At 49.3% G+C, this 16,913-nt stretch carries 13 protein-coding genes; 10 read left to right on the plus strand and 3 right to left on the minus strand.

The window, feature by feature from the left end; genetic code table 11:
- Position 1 precedes the first annotated feature (1 nt).
- The 8 genes from A4V09_RS21285 (at position 2) to A4V09_RS21320 (ending at position 12,671) form a co-directional block, all read left to right on the plus strand.
- Positions 2–907: a sensor histidine kinase gene (locus tag A4V09_RS21285; protein ID WP_065544087.1), complete on the plus strand. Its 906-nt coding sequence runs from the start codon at positions 2–4 to the stop codon at positions 905–907.
- Between the two features lie 73 nt (positions 908–980).
- A complete protein-coding gene (locus tag A4V09_RS21290; RefSeq protein ID WP_065544088.1) occupies positions 981–1,664 on the plus strand; it encodes an ABC transporter ATP-binding protein in 684 nt (227 codons plus the stop codon).
- Positions 1,655–4,288, plus strand: coding sequence for an ABC transporter permease (locus tag A4V09_RS21295; RefSeq protein WP_084043713.1), 2,634 nt, complete (start codon positions 1,655–1,657; stop codon positions 4,286–4,288). The genes A4V09_RS21290 and A4V09_RS21295 overlap by 10 nt, the downstream gene beginning before the upstream one ends.
- Positions 4,289–4,686: 398 nt before the next feature.
- Complete coding sequence (locus A4V09_RS21300; RefSeq protein ID WP_065544090.1) at positions 4,687–5,994, plus strand: GTP-binding protein; 1,308 nt, start codon at positions 4,687–4,689, stop codon at positions 5,992–5,994.
- A gap of 23 nt (positions 5,995–6,017) precedes the next feature.
- Positions 6,018–6,968, plus strand: coding sequence for a TIGR03943 family putative permease subunit (locus A4V09_RS21305; RefSeq protein WP_065544091.1), 951 nt, complete (start codon positions 6,018–6,020; stop codon positions 6,966–6,968).
- Positions 6,969–7,019: 51 nt separating this feature from the next.
- The gene (gene pth, locus A4V09_RS21310; protein ID WP_065544092.1) at positions 7,020–7,595 is read left to right on the plus strand and encodes an aminoacyl-tRNA hydrolase; all 576 of its coding nucleotides are present in this window, start codon (positions 7,020–7,022) and stop codon (positions 7,593–7,595) included.
- Between the two features lie 89 nt (positions 7,596–7,684).
- A complete protein-coding gene (gene mfd / locus A4V09_RS21315; RefSeq protein WP_065544093.1) occupies positions 7,685–11,254 on the plus strand; it encodes a transcription-repair coupling factor in 3,570 nt (1,189 codons plus the stop codon).
- A gap of 97 nt (positions 11,255–11,351) precedes the next feature.
- A complete protein-coding gene (locus A4V09_RS21320) occupies positions 11,352–12,671 on the plus strand; it encodes a hypothetical protein (RefSeq protein ID WP_242963883.1) in 1,320 nt (439 codons plus the stop codon).
- 92 nt (positions 12,672–12,763) lie between these two features.
- Here the strand turns inward: A4V09_RS21320 and A4V09_RS21325 are convergent, their stop codons facing one another.
- The gene (locus A4V09_RS21325; protein WP_065544094.1) at positions 12,764–13,654 is read right to left on the minus strand and encodes a LysR family transcriptional regulator; all 891 of its coding nucleotides are present in this window, start codon (positions 13,652–13,654) and stop codon (positions 12,764–12,766) included.
- A 102-nt stretch (positions 13,655–13,756) separates the two neighbouring features.
- Between A4V09_RS21325 and A4V09_RS21330 the strand changes: the two genes are divergently transcribed.
- Together A4V09_RS21330 and A4V09_RS21335 are read left to right on the plus strand one after the other, a co-directional pair.
- Entirely contained in the window at positions 13,757–14,344 is a 588-nt protein-coding gene (locus A4V09_RS21330) for a chromate transporter (RefSeq protein WP_065544095.1), read from the plus strand.
- Positions 14,341–14,901 carry a chromate transporter gene (locus tag A4V09_RS21335; RefSeq protein ID WP_065544096.1) on the plus strand — a complete coding sequence of 187 codons (561 nt, stop codon included), beginning with the start codon at positions 14,341–14,343 and terminating at the stop codon, positions 14,899–14,901. The genes A4V09_RS21330 and A4V09_RS21335 overlap by 4 nt, the downstream gene beginning before the upstream one ends.
- Here A4V09_RS21335 and A4V09_RS21340 read toward each other — a convergent pair.
- Positions 14,894–15,727 carry a PocR ligand-binding domain-containing protein gene (locus tag A4V09_RS21340; protein WP_065544097.1) on the minus strand — a complete coding sequence of 278 codons (834 nt, stop codon included), beginning with the start codon at positions 15,725–15,727 and terminating at the stop codon, positions 14,894–14,896. The two genes, A4V09_RS21335 and A4V09_RS21340, sit on opposite strands and share 8 nt — an antisense overlap.
- 81 nt (positions 15,728–15,808) lie before the next feature.
- On the minus strand, positions 15,809–16,912 hold the full coding sequence (locus A4V09_RS21345; RefSeq protein WP_242963884.1) for a phosphotransferase enzyme family protein: 1,104 nt from the start codon (positions 16,910–16,912) through the stop codon (positions 15,809–15,811).
- Position 16,913 lies beyond the last annotated feature (1 nt).

A 16,913-nucleotide genomic window follows, 5' to 3' on the forward strand; every position in this document is an offset into this window, starting at 1 on the left:
TATGGAGGCAGTATTTCTGGGGATTGCTGTTTTATGTACCGGCTTTGCCCTTTGGGAACGGCACAGATCCAGGGTAATGTACCGGGAGATTGACCGGATGATGGACGAAATTTTAAGTGCAGAGCCGGTCACGATCTCGGATTTAAAGGAGGGGCCTTTGTCTGCCTTATCGTATAAAGCAAGAAGGCTGCAGGAGCGGCAGAATCTGGAAGTGTCAGGGGCAAGCCGGGAAAAGGAACAGGTCAAGATGCTGGTTTCCAATATGTCCCACCAGTTAAAAACGCCTCTTGCCAATGTGAGGATGTACGGCGAAATACTGGAAAACCAGGAACTTTCCGAAGAACAGAGGAGACATTTTTTCGGGAAGCTGCGCCGACAGACAGAGAAAATACAGTGGGTGCTCACTTCCCTTCTGAAAATGGTGCGTCTGGAACAGGATGTCATCACCTTTGAGGGGAAGGATGCAGATATAAAGCCCACACTTTTGCAGGCAGTGAACAGCATATATGAAAAGGCGGATAAAAAGCAGATACAAATTCAGGTGGAGAAGTTTCCCTCCTTATATCTGTGGCATAATCCATCCTGGACAGCCGAAGCGCTGGAAAACCTTCTGGAAAATGCAGTAAAATATTCACCGTCCGGCAGCACTATCACCATCCGTGTAAAGCCGTACGAGATGTACAGTGAACTGCAGATAACTGACCAGGGAGCAGGGATAGACAAAGCGGAAGAGACAGAGATCTTCAAACGTTTTTACAGAAGCCCGAAGGCATCGGAGGAAGAAGGCTCGGGCATTGGCCTGTATCTTGTGAAACTGATCCTGGAAAAGGAAAAGGGATATGTAACAGTAGATTCACAGCCGGGGCATGGGAGTACCTTCAGCGTATTCTTACAGAACTGTAAGTGAAAATCCCCTATTCTGTAGCCTGCTTGAAAGGCGGGCCTGATAAAATCAGACTTGTAAAGGAGGAGGATACAAAATGATTTTACAGGTAAAAGATGTGACTAAGATTTACGGTCAGGGTGAGAACGCGGTAAAGGCCTTGAATGGGATCACACTGGAAATAGAGCAGGGAGAATTTGCTGCTTTGGTGGGAACCTCCGGTTCCGGGAAGAGTACGCTTTTGAATCTGATCGGGGGTCTGGATGTTCCCACCAAGGGGGAAATAACCATCAGAGACAGGGAGATCCAGAGCCTGAAGCGCGGGGAGCTGACTGTTTTCCGAAGAAGAAATATAGGGTTTGTATTTCAGAATTACAGTCTGATGCCCGTCTTAAATGTATATGACAATGTCACTCTGCCCGTCACCTTTGACAAGGGAAAGCATGTGGACCACCGGTATATAGAAGAACTTTTAAAGAATCTGGGACTCTGGGAAAAGAGGAAAAAATACCCGGATGAGCTTTCCGGAGGGCAGCAGCAGAGGGTGGCCATAGCCAGAGCCTTAGCCAATAAGCCTGCCGTTATCCTGGCAGATGAACCCACCGGAAACCTGGATTCCAAGACCACTATGGATGTCATGGGGGTTCTGAAAGCCAGCAGTGACAAGTACCACCAGACCATACTAATGGTGACTCACAACGAAGCCATTGCCCAGACCTGTGACCGCATTATCCGTATTGAGGACGGAAGGGTTTATGAGAGAGGCGGTGCATGGGGATGAGGACAGCCGCAAAACTTGCCAGGCAGTACAGCCGGTATTATCTGCGCCAGACTTTATCAATCTTTTTCAGTATACTACTCTCCATGTCACTTCTGGGAGGGATCAGCTCCCTTATATACAGCGGCCGGTCCAGCAGCAGGGAGAAGGCCAGGGAAACGGAGGGAGACTGGCATTATTATGTAGATGCGGACCAGGAGTTGAGGGATGAGATTGACAGACATCCCAAAGAGAAAGGATATGAACTGAAACGTATAGGACATATGGAAACCAAGGCTGTGATAGGGGAACCGTATGTGATCTCTCTGATCTACGGGGACAGGAACTATATGGACATCATGGGCCGGACACTGGAGGAGGGGGAATATCCCGGGAGGCAGGATGAGATTGCCCTGGATACCTATACTATCCGTAACTTACAGGTTGAAAAAAAGCTGGGGACCCAGGTTACATTGGGTGAAAAGACATACACCCTTTGCGGGATCGTGAAAAGCCGTCCGGCAAACAGCGGGGAAGAGATGATGGCTTTTGTCAGTGAAGACACACCGAGTGAAGCGGAGGGGACCCGGCTCTATCTGCGCTTTGACGAAGAGAAAAAAGTATATAAGCAATTGGAAGCCCTGATGGATCATTTTAAGATTCCGTCAGAAAAATTAAAAAGAAATAATGGGCTGACTGCCTATGTAGAAGGGACCATACCCATGGCATTTGCCTATATCATCAAGACAGGGCTTAGTCTTCCGGAGGGAAAATTCACTTATATCTTGTCCTCGATCTTGAGAGATAATCCGGGTAAAAACGGAAATGTCATATCCGTTGTGCTGATACTGTTCAGTCTCTTTATTATTTACAGTATATACCGTATTTCCCTGCAAAAAAGGATCTCCCAGTATGGTGTGTTAAATGTGCTGGGGATTGGGGGCATACGTCTTTTTCAGATGATGTTTCTGGAACTGTGGGGGATTTTTCTGATAGGCTATCCCGCGGGCAGTCTGTTGGGAAACTTGGCAGCCAAGGCTTTATACAGCCGTTTTTCCAGGGTGTTTACCGGTGAGGGTACGGTTCCCGGCAGCTTTATGACAGATATGGATTCCCTTGTAAAAAATTTTGTGGCCCTGTCCGTATTACTGGTTCTGGTCAGTATAACACTCTGCAGGAAACTGGTTAAAATGAACCTCATGGAAATACTCCGAAAGAATCCGGCAAGAAAGAGAAGCCGGAAAATATACAGCCTTAAGACAGAAAATATGCCGGAAGTCCTTACCGAAAAATTTATGCTTGAAAGAAAAGGCGTTTTTGTAGGGATTTTATTCTCACTGTCTCTTGGGGGGATCATATTTCTGGGAACCTCCTATATGACCGCTAACACAAAGGCGAATAATACTTTGACAATGAAAGCAGATGACGGTCTGGGGTCAGATATGCTCTTGTATGAGGAATCCAATGATCTGTCAATGGTGATCCCGGAAGATACTGCGGACAGGCTGAAAAAAATCCGGGGAATCACAAAAGTGCTTCCTACAAGTTATCTGCTGGGTGAAATACCTGTTAAGAGGCAGGATTTTAAATGGCTTACCTATTACCCGGAAATCGGTGTTAAATATGAGCCGGAATGTGCGGAACGTATCAATCAGAGGAATATGGAGCTGTATGGAGGCAGGGCAGTGGAGGATGCGAACGGCGATTTTCGCCTGAAAACCAACGTGTATGGGTATGAACCGGAAATGATCAGGAAACTTTCAGATTACCTGCTGGAGGGAACGATTGACCCGGAGGCTTTGGAGAAAGAAAACGCAGTGATACTTCAGACCATTATGGACGGACAGGGAAATTATGACGGACTGAAGATACGCCCGGGGGATACCATCACTTTAAAAGTACCAAAGGATCAGGAGGTTCCCGAAGAAGTATATAAGTTTCAGTCCGGGGAGGAGTGGTACCGGGAGAAAGAGTTCAAGGTAGCCGCACTTGTGAACCGGACAATGGCAAAAACAGATTTTTATATAGGAGAGGGCCCCGATAGTCCGAGTCTTATATTTACAAACAAGCAGATGAAAGATAATTTTGGCGTGCGGGGATATCAGATCATCGGTATGGATAAAGCCTCTGCTTCAAGATCTTACGGGGTGGAGAAGCAGGTCAGGGAAGCTGTGTCAAGTGTTCCGCGCTGTGTTCTGAAGGACTACACTGCGGATATTGCCAGAGAGAATACCTTTTTGAAGCAGAAAATGTTATTTTTCTACGGTGTGGGTGTAATCCTTCTGATCATCAGTGTTCTGCATATTATGAACAGTATCAGCTCCATGGTGCTGTCCAGGCGGCACGAATTTGGCATTCTGCGTGCCATGGGTATCAGTGACAGGGGATACATGTGGATGATGCTCAAAGAGGCCCTGCGGTATGGAATCTATGCAAGCCTGGTGATGGGAGCAGGATATGTGCTGGTGAGACGATTTCTGCTCTATCTGATGCAGAAGGTTTACCTTTTTGTCCTGCCAAAGGAAGAGGTATCCGTGTGGCTTATTTTGGGGCTGACAGCGGTGAATGTCCTGCTTAGTATGGCGGCAGTGGCCATGCCCGTCAGAGCAGTCTTGAAAGACTCTGTTGTGGAGGAGATCAGGCGTTGACAGGGGCGTCGGTAAAAGAATGGGGACAGTAGTTCCTTGGAGGGTGAGGGAAAGGCCGATATTATCATACAGAGGCCAATCATTAAAAGTGACTTATCTCAGAAGCTCACAGCGCTATTCGGACAGCGGAACGGGGATGCCACTGTTTCGGGAGGTGTATTCCCAAGGGATGATATAGGAATAAAAATCTTGCCAATTTCTACAAATATATGATAATATGATAAAAGCGCAAAAGCGTTTCGGACAAATTCATGCACAGCAGGGGCGGAAGTGGTACTTTCGTCCCCTTTTACCGTGTGATAGCCAAGATGGGAGACACCGGCTGGTTATACGGACTGTACGACGGTTATACTGACAGAATATAAATATAAATTTTGATTTGAAAGGATGAGACAGAGATGACAAAGATTGACATTTTCTCAGGTTTTTTGGGAGCAGGCAAGACCACATTGATCAAAAAGCTTCTGAAAGAGGCATACAGTGGTGAGCAGGTTGTGCTCATTGAAAACGAGTTTGGGGAGATCGGCATTGACGGGGGATTTTTGAAAGAGGCAGGGATTGAGATCCGTGAGATGAATTCCGGCTGTATCTGCTGTTCCCTGGTGGGGGATTTTGGTGAGGCTTTAAAAGAGGTGATCCAAAAATACCAGCCGGACCGCATTATTATTGAGCCGTCAGGTGTGGGAAAACTTTCCGACGTGATCAAGGCAGTGAAAAAAGTGGAGGGAGAGGTTGACATAAAGCTCAACAGCTTCACAACACTTGTGGATGTTATGAAGTGCAAAATGTATATGAAGAATTTCGGTGAATTCTTCAGCAACCAGATAGCATACGCGGGAACCATTATCTTAAGCAGAACCGACAAGTCCACGGAGGAAAAGGTGATCGCTGCCCTGCAGTTGATCCGCGGCCTGAATAAATCCGCGGCAGTTATCACAACTCCCATAGAAAAGCTTTCCGGTGCGAAGATTCTGGATACTATGGAGAATAACCGCTCTCTGGAAAAAGAGCTGCTGGAGGAGGAAGTATGCCCCGTATGCGGCGGACACCACGACCATGAGCACCACCATGACGGGGAATGTGGCTGTGAGCATCATGATGGGGAAGCGTGCGGCTGTGAGCATCATGACGGGGAAGCGTGCGGCTGTGAGCATCATGATGGAGAAGCGTGCGGCCATGGGCATCATGATGGGGAAGCGTGCGGCCATGAGCATCATGATGGGGAAGCGTGCGGCTGTGAGCAGCATAATGGAGAAGCGTGCGGCTGTGAGCATCATGACCGTGAAACGTGCGGCTGTGAGCATCACCATGAAGGGGAAAGCAGCCATGAGCATCACCATGACGGAGAATGCGGCCATGAGCATCATGACGGGGAATGCGGCTGTGACCACGACAATGCCCATCATGACCACCATCACCATCACGCGGACGAAGTCTTCACAAGCTGGGGCCGTGAGACTGCCAAAACTTATACGGAAGAGGAAATCCGCACGATCCTGGAGGCCCTTTCCGATGCTGAGGAGTACGGCATGATCCTCAGGGCAAAAGGAATGGTGGAAGGCAGAAACGGCGGCTGGGTTTATTTTGACATGGTACCGGGTGAGGCGGATGTGCGTGAAGGCTCACCGGAATACACGGGAAGGATCTGTGTCATCGGCTCCAAGTTAAAAGAAAGCAGCCTGGAAAAACTTTTTAAACTGGCATAAAGCCCGGGAAAGGATGTGGAAAAATGGATGAAATAACAGTACCTATTTACCTCATGGCAGGATTTTTGGAGAGCGGCAAGACCTCTTTCCTGAATTTTACCATTGAGCAGGATTATTTTCAGATAGACGGCCCCACACTTCTCATTCTCTGTGAAGAAGGGGAGGAAGAATTTGATGAAAAAGCCATGAAAAAGAGCAGGACATCTGTGGAAATCCTGGACAACCCGGAGGAGTTGACCCCGGAACGGCTGGTGGCATACGATGCGTTTTACAATCCTGCCCGCATCATTATTGAATACAACGGCATGTGGCAGTTGAGCAAGCTGGAAGAATTGGATATGCCCAAGGGCTGGGGAATTGTCCAGCACATTGTGACTGTGGATGCCAGCACCTTTCAGGTGTATATTTATAACATGAAATCCCTTTTTGTGGAGATGATAAAAAATGCGGATATGGTCCTTTTCAACCGCTGTGAACAGGGGATGCCTTTAGCAGCCTTCCGCAGAAGTGTTAAAGTGGTGAACCAGGCGGCAGAGATCATCTTTGAGGACGGGGAAGGCGAGATTGAAAATATCTTTGAGGATGAGATGCCCTTTGACGTAAATGCCGATATTATCGAGATCATGGATGAGGACTACGGCATCTGGTTTATTGACGCCATGGACCACCCTGAAACCTATAAAGGGAAAAAAGTATCCTTCACCGGCATGGTTTTAAAATCCAGGGAATTTGAAAAAGATATGTTTGTACCCGGCCGTATGGCAATGACCTGCTGCGCGGATGACACTACATTTATCGGCTATGTATGCAAAAGCCCCGAAGCCCGTGCCCTGAGAACGGGAAAATGGGTGAAGGTTGTGGCAGCAGTAGATTATAAGTACATGGATTTTTACAACAAAGTAGGGCCTGTGCTCACAGCCGTCTCTGTGGAGCGCACAGAACCCCTGAAAGATGAACTGGTATATTTTAACTAAAAACCAGGATTCCTCCGTCACTGCAGGCGGAAAACACCTAAGGAGAACCATATGTATTTAATAGCAGGACTTGGAAACCCCGGAAAACAGTACGAGAGAACCCGTCACAATATGGGATTCGATACCATAGACGAGCTGGTTGACCGGCACAGGATTCCCGGATCAGGCGTTCAGCACAAGGCAATGTACGGCAAAGGGATGATCGCCGGGGAGAAAGTGATCCTGGCAAAGCCCCTTACCTATATGAATCTCAGCGGAGATTCTATCCGGGAATTTATCAATTACTATAAAATGGACCCTGAAACAGAACTGATCGTCATTTACGATGATATAGATTTGGAGCCGGGTCAGATACGCATCAAAAAAAAGGGCAGTGCAGGGGGACATAACGGCATGAAAAGCATTATCTCCCAGATCGGCACTCAGAATTTTTACCGCGTCAAGGTAGGTGTGGGGGAAAAACCGGCAGGCTGGGATCTGGCGGACTATGTGCTGGGCCGTTTTTCCACCAAGGAGAGGGAAGAGGTGGACAAAGCCATAGAGGAGGCCGCAGATGCTGTGGAAGTGATTCTCAGGGAAGGCATAGACGCTGCCATGAACAAATATAATGCAAAGAAGAAGCAGTGATAAAAACATACAGTAACTACCTGGCAGGTCTGCGCATTTACGGCGCTGACCGTATGAAACTATTGAACGGCAGGTGACAGGAGAGGGATATGCAAGCAGTCATACAGCCACTTTTAAATCTAAATGAATATCAGGAGATCAGGAGCCGTCTCCCTAAAAACAGAGGCGTTCTGCAGTTATCCGGCTGCATTGAGTCCCAGAAAGCCCATGTGATGTACGGCCTGTTTGAGGGAATGAGGCAGGATGAAAAGCAAAAGAATGCCAACTGTCTTATTATTGCGGAGAATGACCTGAAAGCAAAAGAACTTTACGAGGATTACCGTTTCTATGACAGGGATGTGCTTCTCTATCCCGCAAAGGACCTTATTTTCTTCCAGGCAGATATTCACGGCAATCTGCTGACAAAACAGAGGATGCAGGTGATCGCGTCCCTGCTGCAGAAAAAGGGCGTGACAGTCATCACCAGCATGGGCGGCTGTATGGACTATCTGCTTCCGCTGTCTGTCATTGAACAGCATGTGCTGCATTTCAAAAATGACAGTGTGCTGGATTTGGGCAAGCTGAAAAAAGATTTGATCAACATGGGATTTGAGTATAGTGCACAGGTGGAGGCGCCGGGGCAGTTTGCCATCCGGGGCGGCATTGTGGACCTCTATCTTCTCACAGAGGAGAATCCCATCCGTATAGAGCTTTGGGGAGATGAGATTGATTCTATCCGAAGCTTTGAGACAGAGAGCCAGCGTTCCATAGAAAATCTGGAGGAGATCACCATCTATCCCGCAGCGGAGATGGTACTTACCAAAGAGCTACTGGAAAAAGGATTAAAGGCCATAGAGAAGGAAAAGAATACCTCTGTGAAAAAGCTGCGGGAGGCATTTCTCACAGAGGAGGCAGGCAGGCTGAAGAATACGGTGGAGGAAGCCGTAAATGCCATGAAGGAGTTCGAGGATTTTGCGGCTGCAGAACACTTCATCCGGTATTTTTATAAAGAACCCGTAACCTTCCTGGATTATTTTGATGAGGACAGCACCCTGGTATTCCTGGATGAGACAAACCGTCTTCTGGAAAAAGGGGAAGCCGTGGAGGCTGAATTCCGGGAAAGCATGAAGAACCGTCTGGAAAAGGGATATCTCCTGGCAGGACAGACTGACCTTCTATGCGGCTATAAGAAGGTGGTTTACCGCCTGAACCGGAAAAACTGCGTGTCCCTCTGCACAATGGAACAGCAGAAGGCGGACTGGGAAATAAACGGCCAATACCGCACAGTCACAAAGTCCGTGAATTCCTATAACAACAGCTTTGAGCTGCTGGTAAAGGACCTGCAATACTGGAAGAAAAACGGGTACCAGGTTCTTCTCCTCTCCGGCTCCAGGACAAGGGCACAAAGGCTGGCCCAGGACCTTCAGGAGGAGGGCCTGAGCAGCTTTTACACGGAGGACATGGACAGGGCCATATCCCCCGGAGAGATCATGACTTCCTACGGACATGCAAAACGAGGGTTTGAATACCCCCTGATCAAATTTGTGCTGATCACCGAGACCGATATTTTCGGACAGGAGAAGAAAAAGCGCAGAAAGAAAACCGAGTACAGCGGAAAGAAGATCCAGAGTTTTTCCGAACTGAGTGTGGGGGACTATGTAGTCCATGAAAACCATGGCCTTGGTATATACCGCGGCATAGAGAAAGTCACGGTGGATAAAATAGTCAAGGATTATATCAAGATCGAGTATTCGGGCAGAAGCAACCTTTACATCCTGGCAACCCAGCTTGATATGCTGCAGAAATATGCCGGGGCGGACGCGAAAGCGCCCAAGCTCAATAAACTGGGCGGGCAGGAGTGGAAGAAGACAAAAACAAGGGTAAGGGGAGCCATCAGGAATATTGCCAAGGACCTGGTGGCACTCTACGCTGCCAGGCAGTCCCACAGCGGCTATCAGTACGGTCCTGACACCGTCTGGCAGAAGGAGTTCGAGGAAATGTTCCCCTTTGAGGAGACAGAGGACCAGTTAAGTGCTATAGAGGCTGCAAAACACGATATGGAGAGCCGGAAGATCATGGACCGCCTGGTCTGCGGGGACGTGGGATACGGCAAGACAGAGATTGCCATCCGGGCCGCGTTCAAAGCAGTTCAGGAGAGCAAACAGGTGGTCTACCTTGTTCCCACCACCATCCTTGCACAGCAGCACTACAACACCTTTATCCAGAGAATGAAGGATTTCCCCGTCCGCGTGGATCTGCTCTGCCGTTTTAAAACCCCGGCGGAACAGAAGAAGACCATAACAGATCTGCAGAAGGGACTGGTGGACATTGTCATCGGCACCCACCGCCTCCTGTCAAAAGATGTAAAATACAAAGATTTGGGACTTCTTATCGTGGATGAGGAGCAGCGCTTCGGTGTGACCCACAAGGAGAAGATCAAGAGCCTGAAAGAGAATGTGGATGTACTCACCCTGACAGCCACCCCTATTCCAAGGACCCTCCACATGAGCCTGATCGGAATCCGTGACATGAGCGTTTTAGAGGAGGCCCCCATGGACAGAACTCCCATCCAGACCTATGTCATGGAATACAATGAGGAGATGGTCAGAGAAGCCATCAGCCGGGAAATCGCCAGAGGGGGTCAGGTCTATTACGTCTACAACCGGGTCAACGATATAGATGAGATCACCAACCGCGTGGCAAAGCTGGTCCCGGAGGCCAATGTAGCATTTGCCCACGGCCAGATGCACGAGCATCAGCTGGAAAAGATCATGTACGGCTTCATTAACGGTGAAATTGATGTACTTGTCTCCACCACGATCATTGAGACAGGTCTGGATATTTCCAATGCCAACACCATGATCATCCACGACGCGGACCAGATGGGCCTGTCCCAGCTCTACCAGCTCAGAGGACGTGTGGGCCGTTCCAACCGGACTGCCTATGCATTCCTTATGTACAAACGGAACAAAATGCTCAAAGAGGTGGCAGAGAAACGCCTCCATGCCATCCGTGAGTTCACGGACCTGGGCAGCGGCTTCAAGATAGCCATGCGGGACCTGGAGATCCGCGGCGCCGGAAACCTTCTGGGCGCGGAGCAGCACGGCCACATGGAAGCCGTGGGATATGACCTCTACTGCAAAATGCTCAACGAGGCGGTAAAAGAGGCAAAAGGCATCAAACAGCAGGAGGAGTTCGAGACAACGATCGACCTGGATATGGATGCTTTCATTCCACCCCGCTACATTCCCAATGAATACCAGAAACTGGACATCTACAAACGCATTGCCGGCATAGAGAACCAGGAAGAATACGAGGATATGCTGGAAGAACTTATGGACCGGTTCGGGGAACCCCCAAAATCCGTTCAGAACCTGCTTGCGATCGCTAACTTAAAGGCTCTTGCCCACAAAGTCTATGTGCGTGAGATCAAGCAGAACGGTGCAGAAGTGAAAATATCCATGTTTGAGCGGGCAAAGCTGGACGCATCAGGTTTCCCTGCCGTTCTGGAAAAATACAAAAACAACATGACCATGCGCATGGAAGGACAGCCCTATTTCCTGGTCTCCCTGAAAGGCCGCAGACCAAAAGAAATCCTGGATGCCATGGATATCGTGTCCGGTATTCTTCACGAATTTGAGGGGATTTTACAGGAAAAAGAGGAAAATCCCTTGCCCTGAACGTAAAAAAAGAATATACTATAAAGCATCGGCGCCCCTATTTGCCGATGCTTTATTTCAGACCCCTTGGGGGTATAGGAAAACACAGGAGGACTTTATGAATAAATTTACAAAAACCCTGGCCTGCGCAGGACTTGTGGTGGCTTTGGGAACCACAAGCCTTGCAGGATGCGGAAAATCACTGGACGGAACCAAGATAGCTGCCACCTGCGGTGACGACAAAATAACCCTGGGCACAGCCAACATGATGCTTCGTATGACACAGGCACAGATGGCCTCATACTATTCCATGTTCGGCGGCTCCACAGCCGGAATCTGGGATCAGGAAGGTGAGGACGGCAAAACTTACGGTGAGAACACCAAAGACGACATGATGGACCAGATACATAACATGGTACTCTTAAAACAACATGCCAAAGATTACGATATATCCATCACAGAGGACGAGCAGAAGAAGATCGAAGAGGCAGCCAAAAAATTCATGGAAGACAACGACGAAGAGACCATTGCCAAACTGGCTGTCAGCCAGTCTGACATTGAAACCATTCTGGAGTTCTACACCTACCAGGAAAAGATGTACGATCCCATGACTGCGGATGTGGACACCAACGTGGAAGATTCCGAAGCAGCGCAGAGCAAGATCACGGTCTGCCAGATTTCCACAGCCGGAACCCAGGACGAGGAAGGCAAAACCGTGGACCTGACGGACGAAGAAAAACAGGCCAAAAAAGATCAGGCCCAGGCAGTTCTGGACAAATTAAACGCCCAGGAAGACCCGGCATCAGCCGACATGGATGCCCTTGCCAAAGAAGTGGACGAAAACCTGAGCGCATCCGCCAAAACCTTCGGAAGCGATGACACCGCCCTGGACGACAAACTCAAAGAAGCCGTGAAATCCCTGACCGACGGCCAGGTAGCCCCCGAAGTGATCGAAGGCGAATCCGCCTACTATGTAGCCCGCATGGACGCCACCTTCGACGAAACATCCACCCAGACCAAAAAAGAGAGCATCATCACGGAACGCAAACAGGAGGCCTACAACAAACTCCTGAAAGATTGGGGCAAAGACACGAAAATAGAAGTAGACAAAAAAGTCTGGAAAAAAGTAACCCTCACCGACGCCGACTCCTACACCTTTAAGCAAGTCGAAGCCACCGATACCGGAGACACGAACACCGGGGAAACCGGCGCGGCTGACACGGGAGACACAAACACCGGAGAAACCGACGCGGCCGACACGGGAGACACCAACACCGGGGAAACCGACACTGCCGACACGGGAGACACGAACACCGGAGAAACCGACGCGGCCGACACCAACACTGGAGAAACCGACACTGCCGACACGGGAGACACCAGCACCGGAGAAACCGACGCGGCTAACACGGGAGATGCCAACACCGAGGCAGCCGAGTAATTCCACCCATACCTATAAACTGCCAAACCTGCTGAAGTCCAGTCAAGAACTGACCCCAGCAGGTTTTTCTTTTAAAACACCCGGCTCCTCTTTCACCGTCCTTTACGCCGCCCCCATTCCACCGCCATCTCTAGAAACCCCACCGCCCCCTCCGTCAAAAACTTATTCCTATGCCAAACCACATAATGCACCCTCCGAAACGCCTCATCCTCCACCTCCCTGGCGCATATCCTCCCTTCCGAAATCTCCCTCTCCACCAGCATCTCCGGCAGAATTGACACGCCAATCCCCTCCTGCACACCCTTAATGATCGCCTGTGTACTCGCACTCTCCCAAAGTGGTTCCAAAGTGATTCCTCTCACCGCAAATACATGATCCAACAATGTCCTCCCCACGCTCCCCTTCTCCCTGGCAAGAAAATCATATCCCTTCAAATCCTCCACAAACACCTTCTCCCTAGCCGCCAGTTCATGCCCCACAGGGAGAATCAACACCATTCTGTCCTCTGAGAATGCCCGTGTTTCAAGTTCAGCCTCCGAAATCCCTCCTTCGATCAAAGCCAGGTCCAGTTCATTATTCAGAAGCCCACTCTGCAGATTTCCCGCATTGGATATGGTCACCTTAACCTTCATATCCGGCCAGCTCTTTCGGAATGCACTCACCAGCCCCGGCAGAAAAAAGTTCCCAAGAGAGATGCTTGCTCCAATCCGCAGCACACCAAATGCATCCCCGTTCAAAAGCCCCTTTTCCATCCTGTCGAAAGACTCCACAATGTGCAGCGCCTGGGCATAAAACTGCCGTCCCGCCTCTGTGACAAACAGCCTTCTGTTCATCCTGTCAAACAGCATTACCCCATAATGCCGCTCAATCTCCTGAACTGCCCTCGTGACTGCAGGCTGCGTCATGTGGAGATTCTTTGCCGCCTGCGTGATATTTTCCATCCGGTAAACCTCAAGAAAAATTCTCATATGTCGTATAGTCATTCTTTTTCCTCCATCCATATCAGAAATGATATTATATCAATAAAATAATAGCATTTTACATATTAATACACAAGGGATATGATGGAGTAAAGGAGGCAGTATATGGAAATGGAAAAGACACAGATAAAGAAGAAAGATCTGCTGCTGAAATTGTTTCTCAGCACTCTGTACATCAGCAGCTTTACCTTTGGCGGGGGATTTGTGATCGTCACATTTATGAAAAGGAAATTTGTGGATGAGCTCCACTGGATAGATGAGGAGGAAATGCTGGATCTGGTGGCGTTGGCCCAATCCTCCCCGGGGGCCATTGCTGTAAATGCCGCCATCCTGGTGGGCTGGCGCGTATGTGGATTTGCAGGGATGCTGACAGCGGTGCTGGGAACCATTCTTCCCCCTATGATCATCCTTTCGGTCATATCCTTTTTCTATGCCGCATTTGCCAGCAATGTATATGTAGCGCTGGTGTTAAAAGGAATGCAGGCAGGTGTGGCTGCGGTGATCCTGGATGTGGTATGCGGACTCGGAAGCAATGTGCTGAAAGAAAAAAGTGCGGTTGGTATTGTGATCATGGCGGCAGCCTTTGCAGCTACGTTCTTTTTTGATGTAAATGTCATATACATTATTCTGACTGCCGGAATCATTGGAGCAGGAAAGGCATTCCGGATATACAGAAAGGGGAAAATGGCATGATTTATATAAAACTATTTTTGAGTTTTCTTCAGGTGGGCTTGTTCAGCGTGGGCGGCGGCTATGCGGCAATGCCTTTGATCCAGAATCAGGTGGTGGAAGCCCATAAATGGCTGACCATGGGTGAATTTACAGATTTGATCACCATAGCGGAAATGACACCCGGACCTATAGCCGTAAACTCCGCCACGTTCGTTGGGATCCGCATAGCGGGCTGGCAGGGGGCCGTGATCGCCACCTTTGGCTGCATTCTGCCTTCCTGTCTGCTGGTATCACTGCTGGCCTGGGTTTATTACAAATATAAAGGGGTATCTGCCATGCAGTCTGTACTTGCCTGCCTCAGGCCGGCTGTGGTTGCCCTGATCGCTGCGGCGGGTATTTCCATACTGCGGGTGGTGCTTTTTGCTGATGCTCCTATCAGCCTCCAGGCGGTCAACTGGATTGGCGCGGGATTGTTCGCGGCGGCGTTTGTGGTGCTGCGGAAACGGAAATGGAATCCCATTTTGGTCATGAGCCTGTGCGGAGTTCTCAATCTTTGCATTGGAATCCTGATCAAATAGGTGACAGGGTTTCCTTTTTTCTGTACTGCATAGGCGTCATCCCGTAAGTTCTGCAAAATGCCCGCGTAAAATAATTCTGGTCACCGTAACCGCAGGAAAATGCGATCTCCCCAATACTTAGGGTGGTAGTCCGAAGCAGCCTGCATCCGTTTTCCAGCCGTACCTTACAGATATGGTCATGGATGGAAATATGGTAAGTCTCCCTGAATTTCCTGGTAAGGGAGGCGCGGCTGCAGAAAAACTGGCGGCAAAGGTCATCAATGGTGAGCTTCTGGTCATAATGTTTCTCAATATAACGGTGAACCTCGCTGACCAGTTCATTTTTGGACAGGTTCATGCGGTTGCTGAGTGTGATATACTGGGCACAGACTTCCATTATGGTTACCAGGGAGTCTATGGTACTTTGTCCGCGGACCGGAATCCGGGAAATGGCCTCTTCCAGGGCAGCCGGATCAGATACCAGGGGAAGGGCTTTTTCATATGGCATCCTGCCCGCGTCCGGCCCGGCTTCCAGGGTCTGCCCCATCATCAGATAACCTGTGAGGGCGCCGAAGCTGTACAGAGGGGCAACCGCCTCGTACAGTCCGAAATGGCATTTATAGATATGGAGCTTTTCCTGTTCCCGTACACGTCCAAAAGCCATAGTGTCGTGTTCCACACAGAGACGCATTCCCTCCGGATGCTTCTGGATCAGTCCGCAGAAACATCCCAGTTCATGTGGATAAGCGGCAATTTCATGAAAATTGGTGTCATAAATGCAGATGCGGAAACCGGATATATGATAAAGCTCTTTCAGTATCCGCTCAATAGACAGGGACTGTTCCATAGGTTTCTCCTTCCCATAAAAAAACTGGTGTAAGACCGGATTTGTCCGTATCTTACGCCAGTTTTTTGTATAAGTCAAGATTTATACATATTTTGCCACGATTTTATGCATATCCTCCATCTTATATTCCATATCTGCCACAAGCTTCATCTGTGTCCTGCAGCGGTCCAGATTTTGATGTTCCCTGTGGATACGGAAATATGTATCGCCGTTCAGGTAATCTGTCAGGAATCGCATGCCGCACTCCAGAGTCAGGAGCTTTGCGGAGAATGGGAGAAGCCGGATTTCTTCCGCTGTGAGGGAACTGCCTGCTTCAGACAGGAAACCTGCCGTATAAGCCTCAAAAAGTTCCAGGTCCATGGAGACCAGGGATAGATCCCGTTCATCCTCATCAGCAGTGCTGGCGCCGAAACGTATACTGTCTCCAAAATCATAGAGCACAGAACCCGGCATGACCGTATCCAGATCAATGACGCAGATACCCTCGTCCGTATCATTGTCCATCATTATATTGTTCAGTTTGGTATCGTTGTGGGTAACACGCAGGGGAAGCTGTCCCTTGGCAATGGCATCCACCACAACGGCGCCGTCGGCTTTCCGGTCCAGAAAAAACCGTACTTCTTTTTCCACAGAAGCGGCCCTGCCGGCCTTGTCCTCAGCCACCGCCTTCTCAAACAGAGCATATCGGTCCACGGTGTTATGAAAGCCGGCAATAGTTTCATGCAGCGTATCTGCCGGGTAGTCAGCCAGAAGTTTCTGAAAATGGCCGAATGCCTTGGCTGCGTTGGTAAAAAGTACCGGGCGGTCCACGGACTGGTGGCAGGTGGCATTTTCGATGAAGTGATAACTTCTCCAGAATCCGCCCTCACTGTCCTCATAGAGTAAGTTTCCGTTCCGTGTGGGGATGAGCGTCAGGGTTTCCCGCTGGGCGTCTCCGCCCTGTTCCAGAATCTTCTTCCGGAGATGGGAGGTAACGCCCAGGATATTTTCCATCAGGCCCTGTGGGTCTGTAAAAATGGCGGTGTTGACTGCCTGCAGAATATAGCGCACAGGCGGTTTTGTCTCTCTTCGGAAGTAGACGGCATAGGTGGCGTTTATATGGCCGCACCCAAAAGGTTCTGCGTAGATAAAATCACCGTCAAAGAGGAAGGCATTTACAATTTCATTTTTGATCATCTCCAGCATT

Source organism: Blautia pseudococcoides (assembly GCF_001689125.2).
GTDB lineage: Bacteria > Bacillota > Clostridia > Lachnospirales > Lachnospiraceae > Blautia > Blautia pseudococcoides.

What these genes read in the sequence shown, in the direction of transcription:
- A4V09_RS21300 (WP_065544090.1), top strand. Translation starts at nt 4,687, where the DNA reads ATGACAAAGATTGACATTTTCTCAGGTTTTTTGGGAGCAGGCAAGACC.
- pth (WP_065544092.1), top strand. Translation starts at nt 7,020, where the DNA reads ATGTATTTAATAGCAGGACTTGGAAACCCCGGAAAACAGTACGAGAGA.
- A4V09_RS21305 (WP_065544091.1), top strand. Translation starts at nt 6,018, where the DNA reads ATGGATGAAATAACAGTACCTATTTACCTCATGGCAGGATTTTTGGAG.
- mfd (WP_065544093.1), top strand. Translation starts at nt 7,685, where the DNA reads ATGCAAGCAGTCATACAGCCACTTTTAAATCTAAATGAATATCAGGAG.
- A4V09_RS21290 (WP_065544088.1), top strand. Translation starts at nt 981, where the DNA reads ATGATTTTACAGGTAAAAGATGTGACTAAGATTTACGGTCAGGGTGAG.
- A4V09_RS21345 (WP_242963884.1), bottom strand. Translation starts at nt 16,912, where the DNA reads ATGCTGGAGATGATCAAAAATGAAATTGTAAATGCCTTCCTCTTTGAC.
- A4V09_RS21330 (WP_065544095.1), top strand. Translation starts at nt 13,757, where the DNA reads ATGGAAATGGAAAAGACACAGATAAAGAAGAAAGATCTGCTGCTGAAA.
- A4V09_RS21335 (WP_065544096.1), top strand. Translation starts at nt 14,341, where the DNA reads ATGATTTATATAAAACTATTTTTGAGTTTTCTTCAGGTGGGCTTGTTC.
- A4V09_RS21340 (WP_065544097.1), bottom strand. Translation starts at nt 15,727, where the DNA reads ATGGAACAGTCCCTGTCTATTGAGCGGATACTGAAAGAGCTTTATCAT.
- A4V09_RS21320 (WP_242963883.1), top strand. Translation starts at nt 11,352, where the DNA reads ATGAATAAATTTACAAAAACCCTGGCCTGCGCAGGACTTGTGGTGGCT.
- A4V09_RS21295 (WP_084043713.1), top strand. Translation starts at nt 1,655, where the DNA reads ATGGGGATGAGGACAGCCGCAAAACTTGCCAGGCAGTACAGCCGGTAT.
- A4V09_RS21285 (WP_065544087.1), top strand. Translation starts at nt 2, where the DNA reads ATGGAGGCAGTATTTCTGGGGATTGCTGTTTTATGTACCGGCTTTGCC.
- A4V09_RS21325 (WP_065544094.1), bottom strand. Translation starts at nt 13,654, where the DNA reads ATGACTATACGACATATGAGAATTTTTCTTGAGGTTTACCGGATGGAA.